At 65.0% G+C, this 19,761-nt stretch carries 14 protein-coding genes and 2 pseudogenes; 7 read left to right on the top strand and 9 right to left on the bottom strand.

Features of this window, described 5'->3' with window-relative positions:
• Positions 1-49: 49 nt before the first annotated feature.
• The 7 genes from AB0T83_RS13350 to AB0T83_RS13320 all read right to left on the bottom strand — a co-directional run bounded on the left by AB0T83_RS13350 (position 50) and on the right by AB0T83_RS13320 (position 6,019).
• A complete protein-coding gene (locus tag AB0T83_RS13350) occupies positions 50-937 on the bottom strand; it encodes a dienelactone hydrolase family protein (RefSeq protein ID WP_366193635.1) in 888 nt (295 codons plus the stop codon).
• A complete protein-coding gene (locus tag AB0T83_RS13345; RefSeq protein ID WP_366193634.1) occupies positions 937-2,595 on the bottom strand; it encodes an alpha/beta hydrolase in 1,659 nt (552 codons plus the stop codon). The genes AB0T83_RS13350 and AB0T83_RS13345 overlap by 1 nt, the downstream gene beginning before the upstream one ends.
• Before the next feature lie 82 nt (positions 2,596-2,677).
• Complete coding sequence (gene arsH, locus AB0T83_RS13340) at positions 2,678-3,388, bottom strand: arsenical resistance protein ArsH (RefSeq protein ID WP_435891172.1); 711 nt, start codon at positions 3,386-3,388, stop codon at positions 2,678-2,680.
• On the bottom strand, positions 3,381-3,803 hold the full coding sequence (arsC, locus tag AB0T83_RS13335) for an arsenate reductase (glutaredoxin) (RefSeq protein ID WP_366193632.1): 423 nt from the start codon (positions 3,801-3,803) through the stop codon (positions 3,381-3,383). Before arsC ends, arsH begins: the two co-directional genes overlap by 8 nt.
• Positions 3,804-3,806: 3 nt before the next feature.
• On the bottom strand, positions 3,807-4,496 hold the full coding sequence (locus AB0T83_RS13330) for an MIP/aquaporin family protein (RefSeq protein WP_366193631.1): 690 nt from the start codon (positions 4,494-4,496) through the stop codon (positions 3,807-3,809).
• The gene (locus AB0T83_RS13325; protein WP_366193630.1) at positions 4,493-5,359 is read right to left on the bottom strand and encodes an arsenate reductase/protein-tyrosine-phosphatase family protein; all 867 of its coding nucleotides are present in this window, start codon (positions 5,357-5,359) and stop codon (positions 4,493-4,495) included. The genes AB0T83_RS13330 and AB0T83_RS13325 overlap by 4 nt, the downstream gene beginning before the upstream one ends.
• 48 nt (positions 5,360-5,407) lie before the next feature.
• Entirely contained in the window at positions 5,408-6,019 is a 612-nt protein-coding gene (locus tag AB0T83_RS13320; protein WP_366193629.1) for a TetR/AcrR family transcriptional regulator, read from the bottom strand.
• 103 nt (positions 6,020-6,122) lie between these two features.
• Here AB0T83_RS13320 and AB0T83_RS13315 point away from each other — a divergent pair, with 103 nt between their 5' ends.
• The 6 genes from AB0T83_RS13315 to AB0T83_RS13290 all read left to right on the top strand — a co-directional run bounded on the left by AB0T83_RS13315 (position 6,123) and on the right by AB0T83_RS13290 (position 18,607).
• Positions 6,123-7,265: an efflux RND transporter periplasmic adaptor subunit gene (locus tag AB0T83_RS13315; protein ID WP_366193628.1), complete on the top strand. Its 1,143-nt coding sequence runs from the start codon at positions 6,123-6,125 to the stop codon at positions 7,263-7,265.
• 1 nt (position 7,266) lies between these two features.
• Entirely contained in the window at positions 7,267-10,407 is a 3,141-nt protein-coding gene (locus AB0T83_RS13310; protein ID WP_366193627.1) for an efflux RND transporter permease subunit, read from the top strand.
• A gap of 89 nt (positions 10,408-10,496) precedes the next feature.
• A complete protein-coding gene (locus AB0T83_RS13305) occupies positions 10,497-11,168 on the top strand; it encodes a response regulator (protein ID WP_435891170.1) in 672 nt (223 codons plus the stop codon).
• 87 nt (positions 11,169-11,255) lie between these two features.
• Entirely contained in the window at positions 11,256-12,395 is a 1,140-nt protein-coding gene (locus tag AB0T83_RS13300; protein WP_366193626.1) for an FIST N-terminal domain-containing protein, read from the top strand.
• Positions 12,392-14,602 (top strand): hybrid sensor histidine kinase/response regulator, encoded by a 2,211-nt coding sequence (locus tag AB0T83_RS13295; protein ID WP_366193625.1) that lies wholly within the window; start codon positions 12,392-12,394, stop codon positions 14,600-14,602. The genes AB0T83_RS13300 and AB0T83_RS13295 overlap by 4 nt, the downstream gene beginning before the upstream one ends.
• Positions 14,603-15,013: 411 nt before the next feature.
• Positions 15,014-18,607: a beta strand repeat-containing protein gene (locus tag AB0T83_RS13290; RefSeq protein ID WP_366193624.1), complete on the top strand. Its 3,594-nt coding sequence runs from the start codon at positions 15,014-15,016 to the stop codon at positions 18,605-18,607.
• Between the two features lie 7 nt (positions 18,608-18,614).
• On the opposite strand, the gene hemP is transcribed toward AB0T83_RS13290, so the two are convergent.
• Positions 18,615-18,782 (bottom strand): hemin uptake protein HemP, encoded by a 168-nt coding sequence (hemP, locus tag AB0T83_RS13285; RefSeq protein ID WP_366193623.1) that lies wholly within the window; start codon positions 18,780-18,782, stop codon positions 18,615-18,617.
• Positions 18,783-19,063: 281 nt separating this feature from the next.
• A pseudogene (locus AB0T83_RS13280) lies at positions 19,064-19,366 on the bottom strand (transposase); the annotation flags it as partial.
• A gap of 84 nt (positions 19,367-19,450) precedes the next feature.
• Here AB0T83_RS13280 and AB0T83_RS13275 point away from each other — a divergent pair.
• Positions 19,451-19,755, top strand: a pseudogene (locus AB0T83_RS13275) (transposase); the annotation flags it as partial.
• Between the last annotated feature and the right edge of the window lie 6 nt (positions 19,756-19,761).

Below are 19,761 nucleotides of genomic sequence, written 5' to 3'. Positions count from 1 at the left end.
GATTGCGCGATTTCCCGCCGATACTTCGGCTTTTTTTTGCTGATCCGAGTCAGTTATCCGGAACGGGGGCCGGCCCCGAAATGCGCCCAAGAAAATCGCGGCCGAGGCCCAGGGCCGTGGCGGTGGCGTCGGGGCTGAATTCCAGCGTGCTCAGGGCCTCGCGCTCTTGCTGGTCAAACCCATGCGTGGCGTTTTCCAGCATTGTCACCGCCACCGGGCGCACGGCGGTTTGTCCCTCCGCGATGTCGAGGCAATCCTGCTCGTCGGTGATCTCGTCGTTGCGGACAAGGATCATTTCCACAGGAAGTTCCGCCGCCCAGCCCTGGCGCGCGGCCAGGCTGCCCGGACCGCAATAGGGATAGGCGACCAGCGCGCCCAGCACTCCGGCCAGACCGCGCGCCTGCGGATCGCCGGGCCAGCGGGTCAGCCCCTGCGGCGGACGCGGGGTCGCGGCCTGGCTGAGCAGATCCATCACCGCCCAGCCGCCATGCGACGCCCCGAACAGCATCAGGCGGTCGGGATCGGCAAAGGTCATGCCGCGCACATCTTCCAGCGCCACCGCCAGATCCCCCGCGCGTTCGGTGCCGGTAAAGATCTGGCCGGCGCAGATCAGCCGCCAGACCTGAAAGTCCAGGTAGTCGCGCGGCGCGTGGCTGTCGACCATCACCGCCGCCCAGCCCTGTTCGTTCAGCATCCCGGCCCACCGCGCCATGTTGTCATGCGGCCCGTCGCAGCCCGACGCCAGCAGCGCCGTGGGGAAGGGGCCGCCCCCGTTCTCGGGCAGATACACATTGTAGAAGGGCGTCAGAAGGGCCGAGCGTTCTTCCGGTGTGTCGCGCGGGGTCAGCAGGCCCAGATAGCGCGCCCCCATCTGGCCCAGCAGCACGAGAACCAGCAGGCCCAGCCCGATCAGGGCAATCCGCCATGCCCGCCGCATCAGAAAGCCGGCCCGCGGCGCGAGAAGATGTCCTTCAGGTCGGCGGCGCGTTGCGGCGTCCAGCCCTCGGGCTCCAGCACCTCGGCCCAGGCGTCGATATAGTCGGCGGCGATGTAGTAGTGACCAAAACCCTCGACCTGCAACGAGATCGCCATGTCGAGCGCCAGCTGGAACATGGTCACCACCGGGAACCAGCGGAATTCGGGTGCGACATCCGGGGCGCGCGGATCCTGCATCCAGTCGGGGCGGCGGAACGCCGAGGTGAAACTGAAGGCCACGATCGGATCACTGCCATAGTGCAGGAACACCAGCCGGATCGGGCCCCAGCGCGTGGCCTCGAGATCAAATTCTCCGCTCTGGTTGGTGACCTGCGCCAGAGACCCATTGCCGAACCGGGGTTGCCATGCCGGGCTTTCAGGCGCGCGCCGGTCGCGCACGAATTGCCACAAAGGGCTGATGAAGGGGGATCCGGCCCAAAGCGCGCCCGACACCGGATCGCCCAGCATGTCGAGAAGCGGCAGCGAGCGTTGCGAGTTCAACGCCCCTTGCGACAATCCGTGGGCATAGAGCCGGGGGCGCGTGTCCGGGTCTAGCGTGGTCCAGTAGTCATAGATCACTTCGTGGAGCACGCGGGCCTGTTCGACGCCGTAGTCCGGGTTGGCCAGGATCGACAGGACCGAGGTCAGGTAGGAATACTGCACCGCCACGGTGGCAACGTCGCCGGCCAGCATGAACTCCAGCGTGTCCTGTCCTCCCGGATCCATCCAGCCCGTGCCCACCGGCACCATCACCACCAGCGCCTTGCGGGAAAACCCGCCCTGCCGGATCAGTTCCTGCAAGGCAAGCTCGGCCCGTTCTTGCGCGGTTTCCGCGGCGCGGCGGCCGACGTAGACGCGGATCGGATCCAGGACGGTGCCCGGCTGGAAGGCGGCAATCTCGTCGCGGGTTGGTGCCGTGGCCACGAAGGCGCGGCCCCAGCGGCCCATTTCCTCCCAGTCCACCAGCGACTCCGGCCCGCCAGTCTTGCCCGGATCGGTGGGCCGGGGGATGTCCGGCTCGATCAACTCGTCCGCGGCTTCGAAGGATCTGTCAGCAATCTCGAAGGCGCGTTTCACCAGCACCCCGTTGATCAGGCTCCAGAACAGCAGCAGTGCCAGGGCGACGCCGATGCTGAACCCGACACGCGTCGGCAGGATGTGGTTGAGAGCCACCGTCAGCCGCCGTTGCACCGCTCCGAACAGCCGCACCAGCAACCATGTCGCGGCAAATACAGCCAAGGCCACCGGCGCAATGATGCGCGGGTGCGAGGTGTCCACCGGTGGCAGGTCCATGACCAGACGGGTCGCATTCTGCCAGTCTGCGGCATGCCACAGGCACCAACTGCAAAGAACAAGCGCAAACAGGCCGGCCAGCGCCGTCATCAGCAGGTGCCGCGCCTTTGACGGGGCCGGGATGCCCAGAAACCGCCAGCCCCAGGCCGTGGCCACGCCGATCTCATGCCCGACACCGGCCACCAGCCCGCCCAGCACGCCCTGCATCACCGGATCGCGCGGCAGCAGCGACGGCGTCAGCGAGGCGCCAAAGAACATCGCTGCCAGACACAGGCCCAGTGGCGACACGCGATGCGACCAGGGCGGGGTGGGAACGGCGATTGTCATGGCAACGTCTCGGAACTGGGGCACATCCGGGGCCACCCTTTCAGTCCGCACCCAACCTGTCCAGCGCGCTGCGGCGCCCGGATCAGACCGAGCGCTGGTTGACCCGCGCCGACAATTGCGCCGCGGTTTCCTTGCGCTCGGAATAGCGATCCACAAGATGCGGGCCCAGGTCGCGGGTGAGCCAGGTGAATTTCACCAGTTCCTCCATCACGTCGACCACGCGGTCATAATAGGATGACGGCTTCATGCGGCCGTCGTCGTCGAACTCAAGGAAGGCCTTGGCGACCGAGGACTGGTTGGGAATGGTCAGCATCCGCATCCAGCGGCCCAGCACCCGCATCTGGTTGAGCGCATTGAAGCTTTGCGAGCCGCCCGAAACCTGCATCAGGGCCAGCGTCTTGCCCTGACTGGGCCGGATCGCGCCCAGCGTCAGCGGAATCCAGTCGATCTGGCTTTTCAGCACCCCGGTCATGGCGCCGTGGCGTTCCGGCGAGCACCAGACCATGCCTTCAGACCAGGCCACCAGATCGCGCAGTTCCTGCACCTTGGGGTGATCGGCCTCGGCATCGTCGGGCAGGGGCAGGCCTGCCGGATCGAAGACACGCGTCTCCGCCCCCAGACGGGTCAGGATGCGCGCGGCTTCAGCGTTCAGCAGACGGCTGTACGAGCGTTTGCGCAGGGATCCATGCAGCAGCAGGATCCGCGGCGGATGGGTGGACCGGATAGGCTGGGACAGGGTCTGGCGATCAATGGCGCGAAAACACGCTTCGTCAAGCTGCGGCGTGTCAGTCAACGCGCTGGCCCTTCTCATCCAGAATAACGGTGCCGTCTTCCTTGACCAGCGGTCCTTCGGGCAGCCGGTCGAGCAGATCCAGCACCGCCTCGGACGGGCGGCAAAGCTTCACCCCCTTGGGCGTACAGACAATCGGACGGTTGACCAGCACCGGATGCACCAGCATCGCGTCGAGCAGCGCTTCGTCGCTGACCGAGGGGTCCAGCAGGCCCAACTCCTCGGCCGGGGATTTGCTGGTGCGCAGGGCGTCGCGTGGGGACAGCCCGGCAGCCGCGAACAGGCCAAGCAGTTGCGGACGGGTCCAGCCAGTGTCGAGGTAGTCGATGACCTCGGGATCGTGGCCGGTGGTGCGCAGGATCTCAAGCACGTTGCGAGAGGTACCGCAGGCGGGGTTGTGATAGATGACGGCAGACAAGGGTCACTCCGCTACAGGGTCGATGATTTCGGGTTCGGGCGGCATCAGAAGCCAGCCCATCAGGGCCACGGCCAGAGCCGCGCCGATCAGTTCCGCAAGGATGAAGGCCGGCACGTCCCAGGGCCGGATGCCGGCGAAAGTGTCGGAAAACGCCCGTGCGATGGCCACCGCCGGATTGGCGAAGCTGGTCGAAGCGGTGAACCAGTAGGCGGCGGTGATATAGAGCCCCACCAGCCAGGGGATGGCTTCCAGCCGGAATTTCAGACCGGCGAAAATGGTGGCCACAAGGCCGAAAGTGGCGGCCACTTCGGCGATCCATTGGGGCACACCGCTGCGCACAGTCTGGGACATTTGCAACAACGGCTGATCGAACATGGCATGGGCCAGCAGGCTGCCCGCGATGCCGCCAAGGACCTGAGCGGCAATATAGGGCGCGACCTCGCGGCCCGGAAACCCGCCGTTCAGACGGAAGGCAAAGGTCACCGCCGGGTTGAAATGCGCCCCGGAAATCGGGCCGAGGATGGTGATCAGCACAACAAGGATGGCACCTGTCGGCAGGGTGTTGCCCAGCAGCGCCAGCGCCACGTCCGGGGTCAGGCTGTCGGCCATGATGCCCGAGCCGACCACGGTACAGACCAGCAAGCCGGTACCAAGCGCTTCGGCCACCAGCCGCCGTTGAAGATCGAAGGTCATGCCGGGGTTCCGTCCGATTCCAGCGCGCCGGTCTTGCCGATATCGTCAAGCCGGTTCTGCAGGGCGAAACCGTCCAGCGTGTCCAGCGGCAGGTTGACAAAGATCGAAATCCGGTTGCGCAGCTTCCGGTAGGTTTCCGCGAAAGCCAGCCCGACCTCGGCCTCGGTGCCGTCAACCGCCGCCGGATCGGGCAGGCCCCAATGCGCGGATACGGGCTGACCGGGCCAGAAGGGGCATTCTTCATTCGCGGCATTGTCGCAGACCGTGAACACGAAATCCATTTTCGGGGCATCGGGTCCGCCGAATTCGTCCCAGCTTTTCGAACGCAGATGATCGGTGTCGTGATTGTTGGCCTTCAGAACCCGGATGGCATGGGGGTTGGGCGCGCCGGTGGGCCGCGACCCTGCCGAGAATCCCCGGAACCGGCCCAGACCCTCCCGGTTCATGACCTCTTCGGCGATCAGCGAGCGTGCAGAGTTCCCGGTGCACAGGAACAGAACGTTGTAAGTGCGATTTGGCATCGAAGTCCCTTTGTCGGTACAGGAAATATCGGCGATCATGCTGCGGCACAGATCGGGCCGGCCGCCGCAGCAGTCTTCGGTCAGGAAGGCCAGAAGGCGGCCCATTCCGGCCATATCCGCGAAATACCGGATCGCGCGGCCTTCGCGCGTGTTGCGCACCAGACCGGCGCTGTGCAGCACCGACAGATTGGCCGACATGGTGTTGGGCCGCACGTCCAGCGCTGTACCCAGCTCGCCCGAAAGCATGCCCGCGTCTCCAGCCTTCACCAACAGGCGAAAGACGTCCAGACGGGTGCCCTGGCTGAGTGCGGCGAGGGCGGTGATGGCCTGATCCTTGTTCATGATTCAATATTTCATGAAGTATTGAATGGATGCAATCGCAAAATTGCGTCAGGCCATCACGCGCCGGGCGGCTTCCGACAGCATCTCTTCGATATCGGAGTCGAATTCGCAGACCTTGGCCTTGCCGTCGATCAGCAGGAAGGACAGCCCGTGCACGAAGGTCCACAGCATGGTGGCGCGCAGCTTCACATCGCTGTCGATCTCGGTGCGGCCCAGCAGCTTAGCCACCTCGGTCTCGACCAGCGTCTTGGTTGGTGGCGGGGCGGCGTCTTCCCCCGGAGCCTGCGCGCCGCTCTGGTGGGGCCAGCTGAACATCAGGCGGAACACGCTGGGCTCGGCCTGTGCAAAACCGACATAGACCCGGCCCATGGCGATGATGCGCTCCAGATCGCCGTCGGGCAGCCCCTCCAGCGCCGCTTTCATCTGGGTGAAATGCCGCTCGGCCGCTTCCTCGCAAACCGATTCGAGCATTTCTTCCTTGTTGCGGAAATGGCGATAGGGCGCGGCGGTGGACACACCGGCGACTCGACAGGCTTGCGAGACCGAAAAATGGTCCGGCCCCTTTTCCTCTACCAATTGTCTCGTGGCTTCAATCAGTTGCGCCCTGAGGTCGCCGTGATGATAGCCGGATTTCTTCTGGATTTTCGGGTCGCTGTTCATGATCCAACTGATGCCCTGTCACGTAGGACTTGTCAAAGTTAGAGATTCTAACTTATGTAAGAGCATCTAACATTCAATGCGCCCGCCCGGATCGGAGCCCCTGATGACAAAGCCCACATCTTCCCCAAGCCGCACCCGCCGAGCCGCCCGGCGCGCTGGAACGATCCTTGTGACCACAGCCACAGTGATCGGGGCGGGATACGCCGTCGTGACCGGCGCACAGGTGCTGATGGTGCGCGCGGAGGCCACCCAACCCGACGAGGTGGCCGCGGCGACGCCGGTCTCGGTGACCGCGCTGAACATCGTTCCGGGCTTCGAGACCCAGCGGCGGTTCCTGGGGCAGGTGGAGCCTGCCCAGACCGCCGAGCTGTCCTTCGAATTGGGCGGAAGGATTGTTGAGGTTCTGGTGGACGAGGGCGCAGCGGTCACCCAAGGCACCGCGCTGGCCCGGCTCGACACCGCCCTGATCGAGGCCGAGCAGACCCGCCTGCGGGCCACACGCGCAGCATTGGAAGCCGAACTGACCTTCGCCGAGGCCTCGCTGACCCGCCGTTCGGCGCTGAAGGAACGGGGCTTTTCCCCGACCGAGCAACTTGATCAGGCGCGTGCCACCCGCGACGCTTTGAAGGCGCGCATTGCCGAGACCGACGCCGCCATCGCCGCGACCCGGCTGCGGCTGGAGAAATCCGTCCTGACCGCCCCCTTCGACGGGCGGATCGCGGCGCGGCGCGTCGATACCGGCGTCACCGTGGCAGCCGGGCAGGGCGTGGTGCAACTGATGCAGGACGACAAGCTTGTTGTGCGGGTCGGGCTGCCTGTCTGGGCTGACCCGGCGTCGCTGACCGATCTGACGGTCTCCGTGGCCGGGCGCGACCTGCCTGCCACGGTGCAGACGGTGCGCCCCGACATCGATCCGGTGACGCGGACCCGCACCCTGCTTCTGTCGGTGCACAGCGACGGTGCTCCGGTTCTGGGCCAGACCGCCGTGCTGACCGTGACGCGGCAGGTGGCAATGGAGGGCGCCTGGGTGCCGGTGCGCGCCTTGCGCGAAGGGACGCAGGGGGTGTGGACCGTGTTCACCGTCGGTGCCGACCATCGCGTCCGACCGGCGGCGGTGGAACTGCTGCACAGCGAGGCCGACCGCGCTTTCGTGCGGGGCAGTTTCCCCGATGGCGCGCGGCTGATCCAGGCGGGACCACACCGGGTGACCCCCGGCCAGTTGGTCCGCGTGACGGAGGCCGGCTGAGATGGAGACCCTGACCTTTCGCCAGCCGCGCCTGGTGGCGCTGATCCTGCTGGTTCTGATCGCCTCGGGGCTGGCATCGCTGCTGTCGCTGGGACGGCAGGAAGACCCCACCATCACCAATATCTTCGCTACGGTCACCACCAATTTCCCCGGCGCCGATCCGGGGCGCGTCGAGGCGCTGGTCACCGCCGAGATCGAAGATGAACTGCGTCGCATTGAAGAGGTCGACACGGTTACTTCGGTCTCGGGGCAGGGGGTTTCGGTGGTCTCCATCGAACTGCTGGAAACCCTCGACGCGGCCGTCATCGAACAGGTCTGGACCGAGGCGCGGGCCGCCGTCGATGATGCCCGCACCCGCTTTCCCGAAGGCGTCGGCGCGCCGGAGTTCGACAGCGAAGGCATCGCTGCCTATTCCGCCGTGGTCGCCATCAGTGCCGAGCACGCGGGCGTGCCGCTGCCGGTGCTCAGCCGTCATGCCGAGGCGCTGGCCGACCGGTTTCGCGGCATTCCGCAGACCCGCGCCGTCAACATGTTCGGCGTGCCGGACGAGGAAGTTCTGGTCTCGGTCGATCCCGCGCAGGCCGCTGCCCTTGGCCTGACCGCCGATCAGATCTCGGCGGCAATCCGGGGGGCTGATGGCAAGGTGCAGGCCGGCCGGTTGCAGGCGGACCGCACGGATATCTCCATCGCCATCTCGGGCGAGGTCACGGCGCTGGACCGTCTGCGCGACGTGGTGCTGCGCGAAGGCCCCACCGGTGCGGTCACCCGACTGGACGACATCGCGACCGTCAGCCGGGGCGCGAAACAGCCTGCCGACGAGCTGGCCCTGTCGGACGGCAAACCCGCCGTACTGATTGGGGTGCTGGCGCAGGACGGGGTGCAGATCGATCGCTGGATGAATCTGGTGCGGACTGAACTGGCCGAAGGTGCCGAAGCCGTCCCGGTGGGGATGGCCGAAACACTGGTGTTCGACCAGTCCACCTATACCGCCGCGCGGCTGGCGGATGTGGGCACCAACATGGCCATCGGCGTCGGTCTGGTGGTGGCGGTGCTGTTCGTCACGCTCGGCGTGCGCGCGGCGATGATCGTGGCGCTGGTCCTGCCGGTGGTCAGCCTGGCGACGCTGGCGACGATGAACGCCATCGGCCTGCCCATTCACCAGATGTCGGTTACCGGGCTGATCGTGGCGCTTGGCCTGCTGGTCGATGCCGCCATCGTCATGTCCGACGAGATCCGGCAGCGGTTGCAGGCGGGGATGGCGCGGGTCGAGGCGGTGGGCGAGTCGGTGCGCCGTCTGGCGGCCCCGCTGCTGGCCTCGACCATCACCACGGCGCTGTCGTTCACGCCGATGATCCTGCTGCCGGGACCAGCGGGGGATTTCGTCGGTGCCATCGCCATCGCGGTGGTGATGATGCTGTTCTGGTCGCTGATCGTGGCCCTGACCGTCACCCCGGCGCTGGCCGGCTGGCTGCTGCCGCGTGGCGATGGCGGCGGCATGCTGGCATCGGGGATCCGGGGCGGCGCGCTTGGCCGGGCCTTCGGCGCCTCGATCCGCTGGTCGCTGGCGCATCCGGTCAAATCCGTGGCCCTGGCCCTGGTCCTGCCGTTGCTGGGCTTTGCCAGCTTCCCCTCGCTGAAGGCGCAGTTCTTCCCCGGCGTCGAACGTGACCAGATCTATCTTGAGGTCCAGATGCCCCCCGGCACCGCCATCGGCGAGACGCGCCGCCTGGTGGGCGAGATCGACGCGATCCTCGGGCGCGAGGGCGACGTGCGCTCGCGCTATTGGTCCATCGGCAAGTCGGGACCGGCGTTCTACTACAATATCACCGGTGGACGCTCGCGCGAGCCGGGGTTCGCGCAGGGCATGGTGACCACCACCACCGACGCCGCGGCGGCCCTGCTGGTGCCGGAGCTTCAGGCGCGGCTGGAAGTCGAGTTTCCGCAGGCCCGCATCGTGGTGCGCGGTTTGGTGCAAGGCCCGCCGGTGAACGCGCCGGTCGAATTGCGCTTCGTCGGTCAGGATATCGCCGTGCTGCGCGAACTGGCCGATGAGGCCCGCGCCACCATGGCCGATCTGGACACCATCACGCAGGTGCGCAGCTCGATCTCGGGCGGAGCGCCGCAATTGCGGTTCGACATTAACGAGGACAAGGCGCGTCTGCTGGGGCTGAACCTAACCGATGTGGCGCGCCAGCTTGAAGCCGGGCTGGTGGGCGTCACCGGCGGGTCGCTGGTCGAGGGGACCGAACAACTGCCGATCCGGGTTCGCTATGGCGACGGTCTGCGCGCCGATCTGATGGCCATTTCCGACTTGCCGATCCTGCCGCCCGATGCCGCCCAAATCGCCGCTTCTGGTGCCTTTCCCGGCGTGCCCATGTCGGAACTGGCCAGCCTGCGGCTGGAGCCGTCGGAAAGCACCATCACCCGCCACAATGGCGCGCGCGCCAACACCGTGCAGGCCTTCCTGATCCCCGATCTTCTGCCCGAGGAAGCCTTGCAGGCGGTGCAGGCCGATCTGGCAGAGGCCGGGTTCACCTTGCCGGCGGGTTACCGGCTCGAGATCGGCGGCGACTCCGATGCGCGGTCCAGCACGGTGAACAACCTGATGGCCTCGCTGGGGGTGATCGCCACCTTAGCAACGGCCACCATCGCCCTGACATTCAACTCTTTTCGCCTGACAGCCGTGGCACTGGCAGTCTGCGTGCTGTCGGCGGGACTTTCGCTGCTGTCGCTGGCGGTGCTACAATATCCGTTCGGGATCACCGCCATTATCGGGGTCATCGGCTCCATCGGGGTGTCGATCAATGCGGCCATCATCATCCTGACCGGGTTGCAGGCCGATCCGGATGCGGCGGCTGGGGATCGCGCGGCCATGGCACGCGTGGTCACGGGCTCCAGCCGGCACATCGTCTCGACCACCATCACCACTTTCGGAGGGTTCCTGCCGTTGATCCTTGCCGGCGGCGGTTTCTGGCCGCCCTTCGCGGTGTCAATCGCGGGCGGGGTGCTGTTGTCGACGGTGGTGTCCTTCTACTTCACGCCGCCGCTGTTCGCCCTGATCCAGCGCCGAACTCCCAGCCCGGCAAGACAGGAGGCGCGCACCCCGACCCCGGCACCCGGCTTGCGGATGGCCGCCGAATGACCCGCCTACGACTTTCGCCGCAGTTCACGGATCGGACCTGCCCATGTTAGCGTGTTCCAGAAACACCAGGTCGCAAGGAGAAGTCCGGAGTGCTCAGCGCCCAGAATCCCACCAGAACCGCCATGATCGTGGACGATCACCCGTTGTTCTGCGACGCCCTGTCGATTGTCCTGACAAGCGCCGCCGGAATTTCCAGCGTCACCACAGCCGACTCGTTGAATGACGCGCTGGAGGTTCTCAATGACGGCCCGCTGCCCGATGTGCTGCTGCTGGACCTGAACCTGCCGGATGTGAACGGGCTGGACGGGCTGCTGCGGTTGCGCGCCCGGCACCCGGAACTGCCGCTGCTGATAGTGTCCTCCATGTCCGACAACCGCACCGTTTCGGCGACCCTGCGCGCCGGGGCCCGGGGCTTCGTGCCCAAGCACAGCCACCGCGACATTTTCCGCAGCGCCTTCGACGCGATCTGGGCCGGCGAGACCTATCATCCCGAAGGCTATATCGAACCCGCCTCGGAAGACGGCGAGCGCGATGAATCCGTCGCCCGTCTGGCCAGCCTGACCCGCCAGCAAGCCCGCATCCTGCGGCTGATCTGCGATGGCAAGCTGAACAAACAGATTGCCTTTGACCTGTCGATTGCCGAAACAACCGTCAAAGCCCATGTCACGGCGATCATGCGCAAGCTTGGCGTGCAAAGTCGAACACAGGCCGTTCTGGTCGCCCAGCAGGCCAGATACGCGCATCTTCTGCCAGAGGGATAACAAGCCCCGCCCGGAAGATCGTCGCAGACATGGGAGCGTTAGGAGGAGGCGCAACCCCTGGAGCACGACACATTGGCCATCCCCGAGGTGGCAGAGCAAACGACCGTCCGGCGCGCCGCTGTCCCGGCACAGCGCCCCGATTGCATGGACATCCTTGCGGCGCAGCTTGGGTCCGATCTGGCCCAGCTGTTCCTGTTCGTGGATGCCGATGCGGATTTCGACCAGTTGGTCGCCACCGCCGGAGCCCGGTTTGAGGGTGTCGAGGTCGTGGCCTGCACCACCGCCGGCGAGATCACCGAAGACGGCTATAGCGAGGGCAACATTGTTGCCGTGGGGTTGCCCCGGCAGCATTTCCAGACATCCACCCTGCTGGTTCCCGATCTGAAGGATTTCGACGCCACTGATCTGACGGACGAAGTGGTGCGCCAGCGTCTGGCCCTTGAAGGCCGCGCCGGTGATCTGCCCAATGCTTTCGCCTTTCTGGTGATCGACGGGATGAGCCTGCGCGAGGACCAGTTGATGGGCGCCATTTCATCGGGGCTGGCGGCCATGCCGGTCTTTGGCGGTTCGGCCGGGGACGGAGTGCGCTTTGAACAGCCCAAGGTGGCCCTGAACGGCGTCGTTCATCGTAACGCGGCCGTCATCACCCAGGTGCGGACCGATTGTGAGGTCAAGGTCTTCAGTCTGGATCACTTCCAGCCGGGCGACGCACGCATGGTCGTCACCGGGGCCGAACCCGCCCGCCGGATCGTCTGCGAGATCAACGGCCGTCCCGCCGCGCGGGAATACGCGCGCATTCTGGGCAAGAACCCTGACTACCTGTCGCCCTTCACCTTCGCCGCGCATCCGCTGGTGGTGCGGGTCGGGGGCCAGCACCATGTCCGGGCCATCCAGCGGGTCACCGAAGACGGCGCATTGGTCTTCTATTCCGCCATTGGCGAAGGCATCGTGCTGACGCTGGCCAAGGCCGAGAACATGGCCGACCATCTGGACGCCGAACTGGACCGACTGACCGCCGGGGGCTCACTTGACACCGTTCTGGCCTGCGATTGCGTCCTGCGCCGGATCGAGGCAACCCAGCACCAGCAGGTGGGGCGCCTGTCGCAGATCCTGCGCAAGCACAACGTCGTGGGGTTCAACACCTACGGCGAACAGGTCGGCGCCACGCATGTCAACCAGACCATGACCGGGGTCGCCTTTTTTCACCCGCAGGACACCACCGAATGATGGATTCGCTTCTCGATCCGAATGAACCGCTCGAAGCCCAGCACGAGCGGCTTCTGAAGATCACCGCCGCGTTGATGAACCGGGTGGAGCAGGACACCGACGGCGCCGGGCAGGCCTATGCCCAGTTCGAACGCGCGGTGATCCTTGAGGATCAGGTGCGCCAGCGCACCCTGGAACTGGAAGCCGCGCTGGATCTGCTGAACCGGTCCAATGCGCAACTGGCCGAAGCCAGCCGCGAGGCCGATGCCGCCCGCGCCGACCTGTCCAACGCCATCGAAACCGTCCGCGAAGGCTTTGCCCTGTTCAATGAGCATGACGCGATGGTCATGTGCAACAGCCGTTTCGGGCTGAAGCTGAAGGACATCCGCCCGCGCCTCGTGCCCGGCCTGTCCTTCGGCGAATACGTCGGACTGGTCAGCCGCAGCCGCTATCTGGCGCTATCCTCACCCGAACACCGCGCCGACTGGGCCGAGCGACGGCTGAAGCGGCACGGAGACAGCTACGTGATGTTCAACGTCGAACTTGCCGACGATCACTGGCTGCAGGTCAGCGAACACCGCACCCCCAACGGCGGCACGGTGATCCTGCAGACCGACATCACCGACGTGATCCGCATTGGCCGCGAGGAGCGCGACAAGTTGCTGGATCAGCAGGCGCGCATGGTCCGTGCCACGCTGGAGCATCTCAACCAGGGCGTGGCGATCTTCGATCAGGGCGCCCGGCTGGTCGGCTGGAACACCCGGTTTACCGATTTGCTGGGGCTGGCCCCGTCACGGGTCATCATGGGGGCCGGTTTCGACGGCATGACCGAGGAGTTGCGCGAGCGCTTCACTATTTCGGACGAGGCGCAATTGCGGCAGTTGGAAACCTGGCGCAACGGCGGCAAGGCCACCGGGCCGCTGTCGTTTGAACTGTCGGGGCCGGACCGCCTGTCGCTGGACACGTTCGCGCGCAAACTGCCCGATGGCGGCTTCGTGGTCTCGCTGACCGATGTCACCGCCATCCGCGAGGCGGCGCGGGCGCTGACCGTGGCCAACGAGACGCTGGAACACCGGGTGACCGAGCGGACGCTGGAACTGGAAGACGCGGTGGAGGCGGCCGAGCGCGCAAATTCCTCGAAATCCCGCTTCGTCGCCGCCGCCAGCCACGACCTGTTGCAGCCCTTGTCGGCGGCCAAGCTGTTCCTCGCCTCGGCCACCGATCACGATCCCAACCCGCTGGTCGACAAGGCCCGGCGGGCGCTGGAAAGCGTCGAGGTCATCATCGACGCGCTGCTCGACATCTCCAAGCTGGACTCCGGCAGCGAGGTCTTCGACATCCGCGCCGTGCCGCTGTCGGAAATCCTGCGGCAACTGGCCGAGGAATTCACACCGCTGGCCGCTCAGAAAGGGCTGGAGTTGCGCGTCGTGCCCTCGACCGCCGTAGTGCGCAGCGATCCCGCCTATCTGCGCCGCATCCTGCAAAACCTGATCGGCAACGCCATCCGCTACACCCGCGAAGGCCGGGTCCTGATCGGCGCCCGGCGCATGGGCTCGGCCCTGCGGATGGAGGTCTGGGACACCGGATGTGGCATCGCCGAGGAGGATCAGGAACTGATCTTCCAGGAATTCCAGCGGCTCGACGCCCGCGCCAGCGCCAGCGAAGGGCTGGGACTGGGGCTGGCCATCGTCGAACGCGCCTGCGCCCGGCTGGGCCATCCGCTGGGGTTGTGGAGCGTGCCGGGCCGCGGCAGCGGCTTCTTCGTCAGCCTGCCCGCCAGCGATGCCGCCGACCCGCGCGTGTCCGCCAAGGCCGATGCCTCGCGCGTGTCAACCGCGTGGCGGCTGAAGGACAAGGGGCTGATCGTGCTTCTGGTCGAGGACGATGTGGACCTGCGCCGCGCCATGATGATGCTGCTGGGCAAATGGGATGTCAGCGTGCTGGAAGCCGAAAGCGCCGAGGCCGCCATCGACCTGCTGGAGGAGATCGAGATCGTCCCGGATGCGGTGCTGGTCGACTATCAGCTGGGACAGGGGGCCGATGGCATCGCGCTGACCCGGACCCTGAAGGCACGCTATGGCCCGATCCCCTCGTGCGTGCTGTCGGCCAACCGGTCGCCCGAGTTGCGCCAGCAATGCGCCGAAGCCGGGTTGCCGCTGATCTCCAAGCCGATCGACGCCGCGCGGCTGGAGAGCTTTCTGCTGAGCAGCCTGGGCGACGCAACTTAGGCAGACACCCCCCGTTCTGGGCCCTTCGGGACCGGCGGCCTGACCGCATCCCCCCATATTCTTGCCCGAAACCGAATTATGACCTAATTTCTGTAAACATAGCGGACGAAATTCGCGCATAAACTTGTTTTCGGGGGCGGGGGTCACATGACGACATATACGTTGAACGCTATCGCGGTTGAGTATGATGGCACCACGGATGCCACACTTGCAGTTGGCTATACGACCTTTTCGATGGTGGTTGGTCCAGGAGGATCACCATTCGTATCGTACACGGACCACCCCAGTCCTGACCCCGATCTTGAACTGACTCAGGTCGTTTTCGACATTGACGACTTGTACGCCGCCTATCTCGGAGGCGGTTTCTCGCCCTACGATCGATCCATAGGAGAACTTGAAGCCATAGGTGTCATGAACTGGATTGATGCAGGCGGCGCAACCCGTTCCACAACGGTTGTCCTCCTGGCAGCGCAGCACGACACCTTAGACAGATACGGGATTTTTATTTTCCCTGTCGTTGGCGATCCGCCGCCGACATTCTCGTCGGTAGCGGCCTGGGAGAACTTCAATGAAGGGACCGCAGGCAATCCTAAAATCACGTCTTTCGCCGCGCCGCCGTTCAACCCCGGCGATCAGATCCCGCTGACCGGCATCGGGGCCTTCTCGGCGACGGTATCGGACAACGACATCATCTTTGATGACACCGACCCCAACGACAGTGTTTTCTACGACACCGGCCCCGGCAACGACGAGATCTATGGCGATGACGCCTGGGTCCATGCGATTCTGGGATCCGGCGCGGATTATCTGCAGAGCGGCGCCGGCGGTGCCGTCGTGGACTACTCTGGCGAAACGGGCGTCAATCCGGTCACGGTCCACCTTGGCAACAACACCGCCACCGACACTCACGGCGACACCGATACGCTGGTCAATGTCGTCAGCGTCATTGGCTCGGCCTTCGACGATACCATTACCGGCTCGAACCAATACGATGATCTGACCGGCGGTGACGGCGACGACAGTATCTCCGGCCTGGACGGAGACGACTTCCTTCAGGCAGGCAACGGCAATGACACATTCGACGGTGGCAACGGCTACGATACGGTCAATTTTGAGCCGCTCGGCACAGCCGTCATCGTCAACAATACCGGGACCGTGCAGGCCGGTGTGGCAGGATTCACCGCCAACAAGGGCGCGGCCGGAAACGACAGCCTGACCAGTATTGAAAGCTTCCACGGCACCAATCTGACCGGCTCGGGCGATCAGATCTACCTGGCCGCGCAAGGGGGCTATGTCATTGACCGCGCGGGCGACGACCATGTGGAAGTCACCGACAACAGCCTTATGGAAGGCATCCTTTTCCTCGTCGGCTCGGGCAATGACACCTTCATCGGCAGCACCCTGGGTTGGGACAGCCTCGACCTTGAACTCGACATCTACGACGCGCTGGGGGACATCACCCAGGGCGTGACGGTGAATTTCTCGGGCGTCGGCGCGGGCAGCCTGACCGATGGCTGGGGGTTTACGGACCAGTTCCAGAACATCGAAGAAATAAGAGCCACACGCTTTGCCGATACCATCAACGGCCATGATGGCGATGAGTATTTCTTTGGAGGGTACGGCAACGATACCCTGAATGGCGGCGCTGGCCGGGACGACCTGGAGGGTGGTAGCGGAAATGACACCATCGACGGCGGCGACGGCAGCAGAGACGAGTTGCGCTACGACAATGAGGAGCGAAATAGCGGCGGCACCCAGGGCGTCACGGTCAACTTCCTGACCGGCACGGCGACGGACACCCACGGCAACACCGACACGATCATGAATGTCGAGGAAGTGCGTGGCACCTCGCACGCCGACAGCTTCACCGGCAGCGCCGCGGCCGAAGAACGCTTCCGGGGCTATGCCGGCGATGACACGATCCTTGGCGGCGATGGGCGCGACCGGATCGACGGGGGCGCGGGCGACGACATGATCGACGGCGGCGCGGGCACCCGCGACCAGGCGCGGTACCAGGACGACCACAACGACGGGGGCTTCCAGGGGATTGACGCCGATTTGGCGCTTGGCACAGCGACCGACACCTTCGGGGACACCGACACGCTGGTGGGCATCGAACAGATCAACGGGTCGAACTTCAACGACGTGATCCGTGGCGACGATCAGGACAATGCTTTCTGGGGCGGTTTTGACGGAAACGACCTGTTGGAAGGTCGCGGCGGCTATGACTACTTTGCGGGCGGGGCCGGCGACGACACGATGGACGGCGGCGCCCTCTTCGACACCGCCGGGTATGACTTTGACCACCAAGACGGTGGCACGATGGGAATCATCGCCAATCTGACTCTGGGATCGGTTCAGGACACCTTCGGCGACACCGATACACTGATCAGCATCGAAAACATCAACGGTTCGGTCTTCAACGACAACATCACCGGGGACGGCCAGGATAACTGGCTGCGCGGCGAGGCCGGCGACGACGTCATTAACGGCGGCGACGGCAATGACAGGCTCTGGGACGGCGATGGCGACGATCAGGTGAACGGCGGCAATGGCGACGACACCATCGAGACGGGCAGTGGCAATGATGTCTTCAACGGCGGCGCCGGCATCGACACGATCTTCACCGATCTTTCAGCCTCGACCCCGCGGCAATTCATCGTCGAATTCAACCTCGCCACCGGCGACATGGGGGCCAAGGGGCTGGCGACGCTGCGCGACACGCTGATCGCCATCGAGAACTTCACCCTGATCGGCGACTACAACGTCGAAGCCGTGGGCAATGGCGGTGCCAATGTCTTCACGCTGGATCTGGGCGACGACACGGTGACTGCCGGGGCCGGAGATGACGAAGTCTCGGGCGGTGGCGGTGACGACATGCTGGATGGCGGCGGCGGCTCGGACCAGCTGTTCGGGCAGCAGGGCAATGACACGCTGATCGGCGGCTTTGCCAATGACTTCCTGTTTGGCGGTTCGGGCGATGACGACCTCTCGGGCGGCGACAGCAACGACCAGTTGTTCGGCGGTTCGGGCGCAGACACCATGGACGGCGGCAATGGCTCGGATCTGTTCGTCATCGACGGGTTCGACACGGTGACCGACACCGGCACCGTCGGCTATGACAAGGCGCAGATCGCCAGCGCCGTCGGCGACAGCCTGTCGCTGACCGGGTGGAGCGGCGTCGAGCGCATCAATGGCAACGCAGGCAACGACCAGATCGACGCTTCGACCGCCAGCGAGGGGCTGCTTCTGTTCGGCGATGGCGGCGATGATACGCTGATCGGCGGTCTTGGCGGCGACGTTCTGATCGGTGGCGACGGCAACGACACGCTGACAGGCAACGACGGCAACGACATCATGCTGGGGGCGGCCGGCAACGACACCTTCAACGGCGGCGCGGGCAACGACGTCTTCTACATCGGCGAAAGCGGCGATGTGGTCAGTGACGGCGGCGCCGGGTTCGACAAGGCGGTGATCTCGGCCACGGGTGGCATTTCGCTGAGCGTCGGCGGCTGGCTCGGGGTCGAGCGGATCAACGGGCTGACCGGCAACGACACCATCGACGCCACCGGGATGGCAACCTCGGTGACGCTGGTGGGATCGGCCGGCAACGACGTGCTGACCGGCGGGTCGGCGGGCGACGTGTTCTTCGCCGGGGCCGATGATGACATGATGTTCGGCGGCGGCGGCGACGACGCGCTGATCGCCTCGTCTGGCAATGACACTCTGGATGGCGGTGCGGGCAACGACTTCTACTTCGGCGGTCTGGGCGCCGATGTCTTCGCCTGGACCGACGGGTTCGGCCGCGACGTGGTGAAGGATTTCACCGATGGCGTCGACCGGCTGGACTTTTCGGGCCACAGCACCGTGAATGCGCTGTCGGATCTGACCATCACCCAAAGCGGCAACCACACCATCGTGGCCATGGTCAACGGCACCGACCAGGTGACGCTGGCCGATACTCTGGCCAGCGCGGTCACCGGGGCCGACTTCGACTTCGTTTGAAGCGGGTCTATTTGGTCAGAATCAATTTGCCTTGCCGAGGGATGCGCAGCGTATAGATCGCGCGATCCAGCCTGATCTGGGTCAGTACGCCGCCATTGATCAGGTCGCGCGCATCGTGTTGCGGCAGGATTTCCTCGGCGCCATCTGCGATGGAGGTCGGAGCAGCGTATTTCATCTTGGGTCAATTCCTGAAGGGTCGGAGCATGCGCCCCGTATTGGCCAGGTGTGGCTGGCTCATGGCGCTATGAGTGGCGTGACCGCAAAATCTGACAAATACCTTCATCTATTGCTAGCAGGGGATTGGGCTCCGACGACCCCCCCACTATTGGGGAGTATCCCCTTTCCATACAGTAGGCCAAAGCCCACATATTCTGTATGAAACAGACAAACGTCCGCCAGTTCTTCCAGAAGTTCCCGACCGATGATGCTTGCCTAGGGTCCAGACATCATTGATGTTCATAACCAGAAGATGACAGCGGCAACCAAGGCGATGGCTGACAGGAAGACTTTCGGGCATCTGTCGTAGCGTGTGGCGATCCGGCGCCAGTCCTTGAGCCTGCCGAACATGATCTCGATGCGGTTGCGCCGCTTGTATCGGCGCTTGTCGTATTTCACGGTCGTCTTGCGCTGCTTTCGACCCGGGATGCAGGCGCGTATCCCCTTGGCTTTCAAGGCTTCGCGGAACCAGTCGGCGTCGTAGCCGCGATCTCCAAGCAACCAGTCCACCTTCGGCAGGCTGCTGAGCAGCGTCCGTGCGCCGATTGCTCTGCCCCCCAATAACTGGATCGTTAGAAGCGCGAGTTGTCCGCTAAGTTTCCCAGGCTGGGAGAGGAGCGGAATCGCATGAAGGCATCGAAGTTCACGGAGGCGCAGAAGGCGTTCATCCTGAAGCAGGGCGAGCAAGGCACGCCGGTTGCGGAGATATGTCGGAAGGCTGGGATCAGCCAGGCGACGTAGTTCAACTGGAGTGCAGGCGGATAAAGAAAAGCGTCCAGTGGACGGTTTTCCCGCCAAACAGGTATGGCGGCCTTCTACCGGACGAGATGCGGCGGCTGAAGGCGCTCGAGGACGAGAACACCCGGCTGAAAAAGATCGTGGCGGACCTGACGCTGGATCGTGAGATGTTGCAGGACGTCATACGCCGAAAGCTCTGA

This window comes from Meridianimarinicoccus marinus (assembly GCF_040689105.1).
GTDB classification, from domain to species: Bacteria; Pseudomonadota; Alphaproteobacteria; order Rhodobacterales; family Rhodobacteraceae; genus Meridianimarinicoccus; species Meridianimarinicoccus marinus.
Note: the sequence above shows the minus strand (reverse complement) of the source record. Positions and strands in the feature narration are given on the sequence as shown.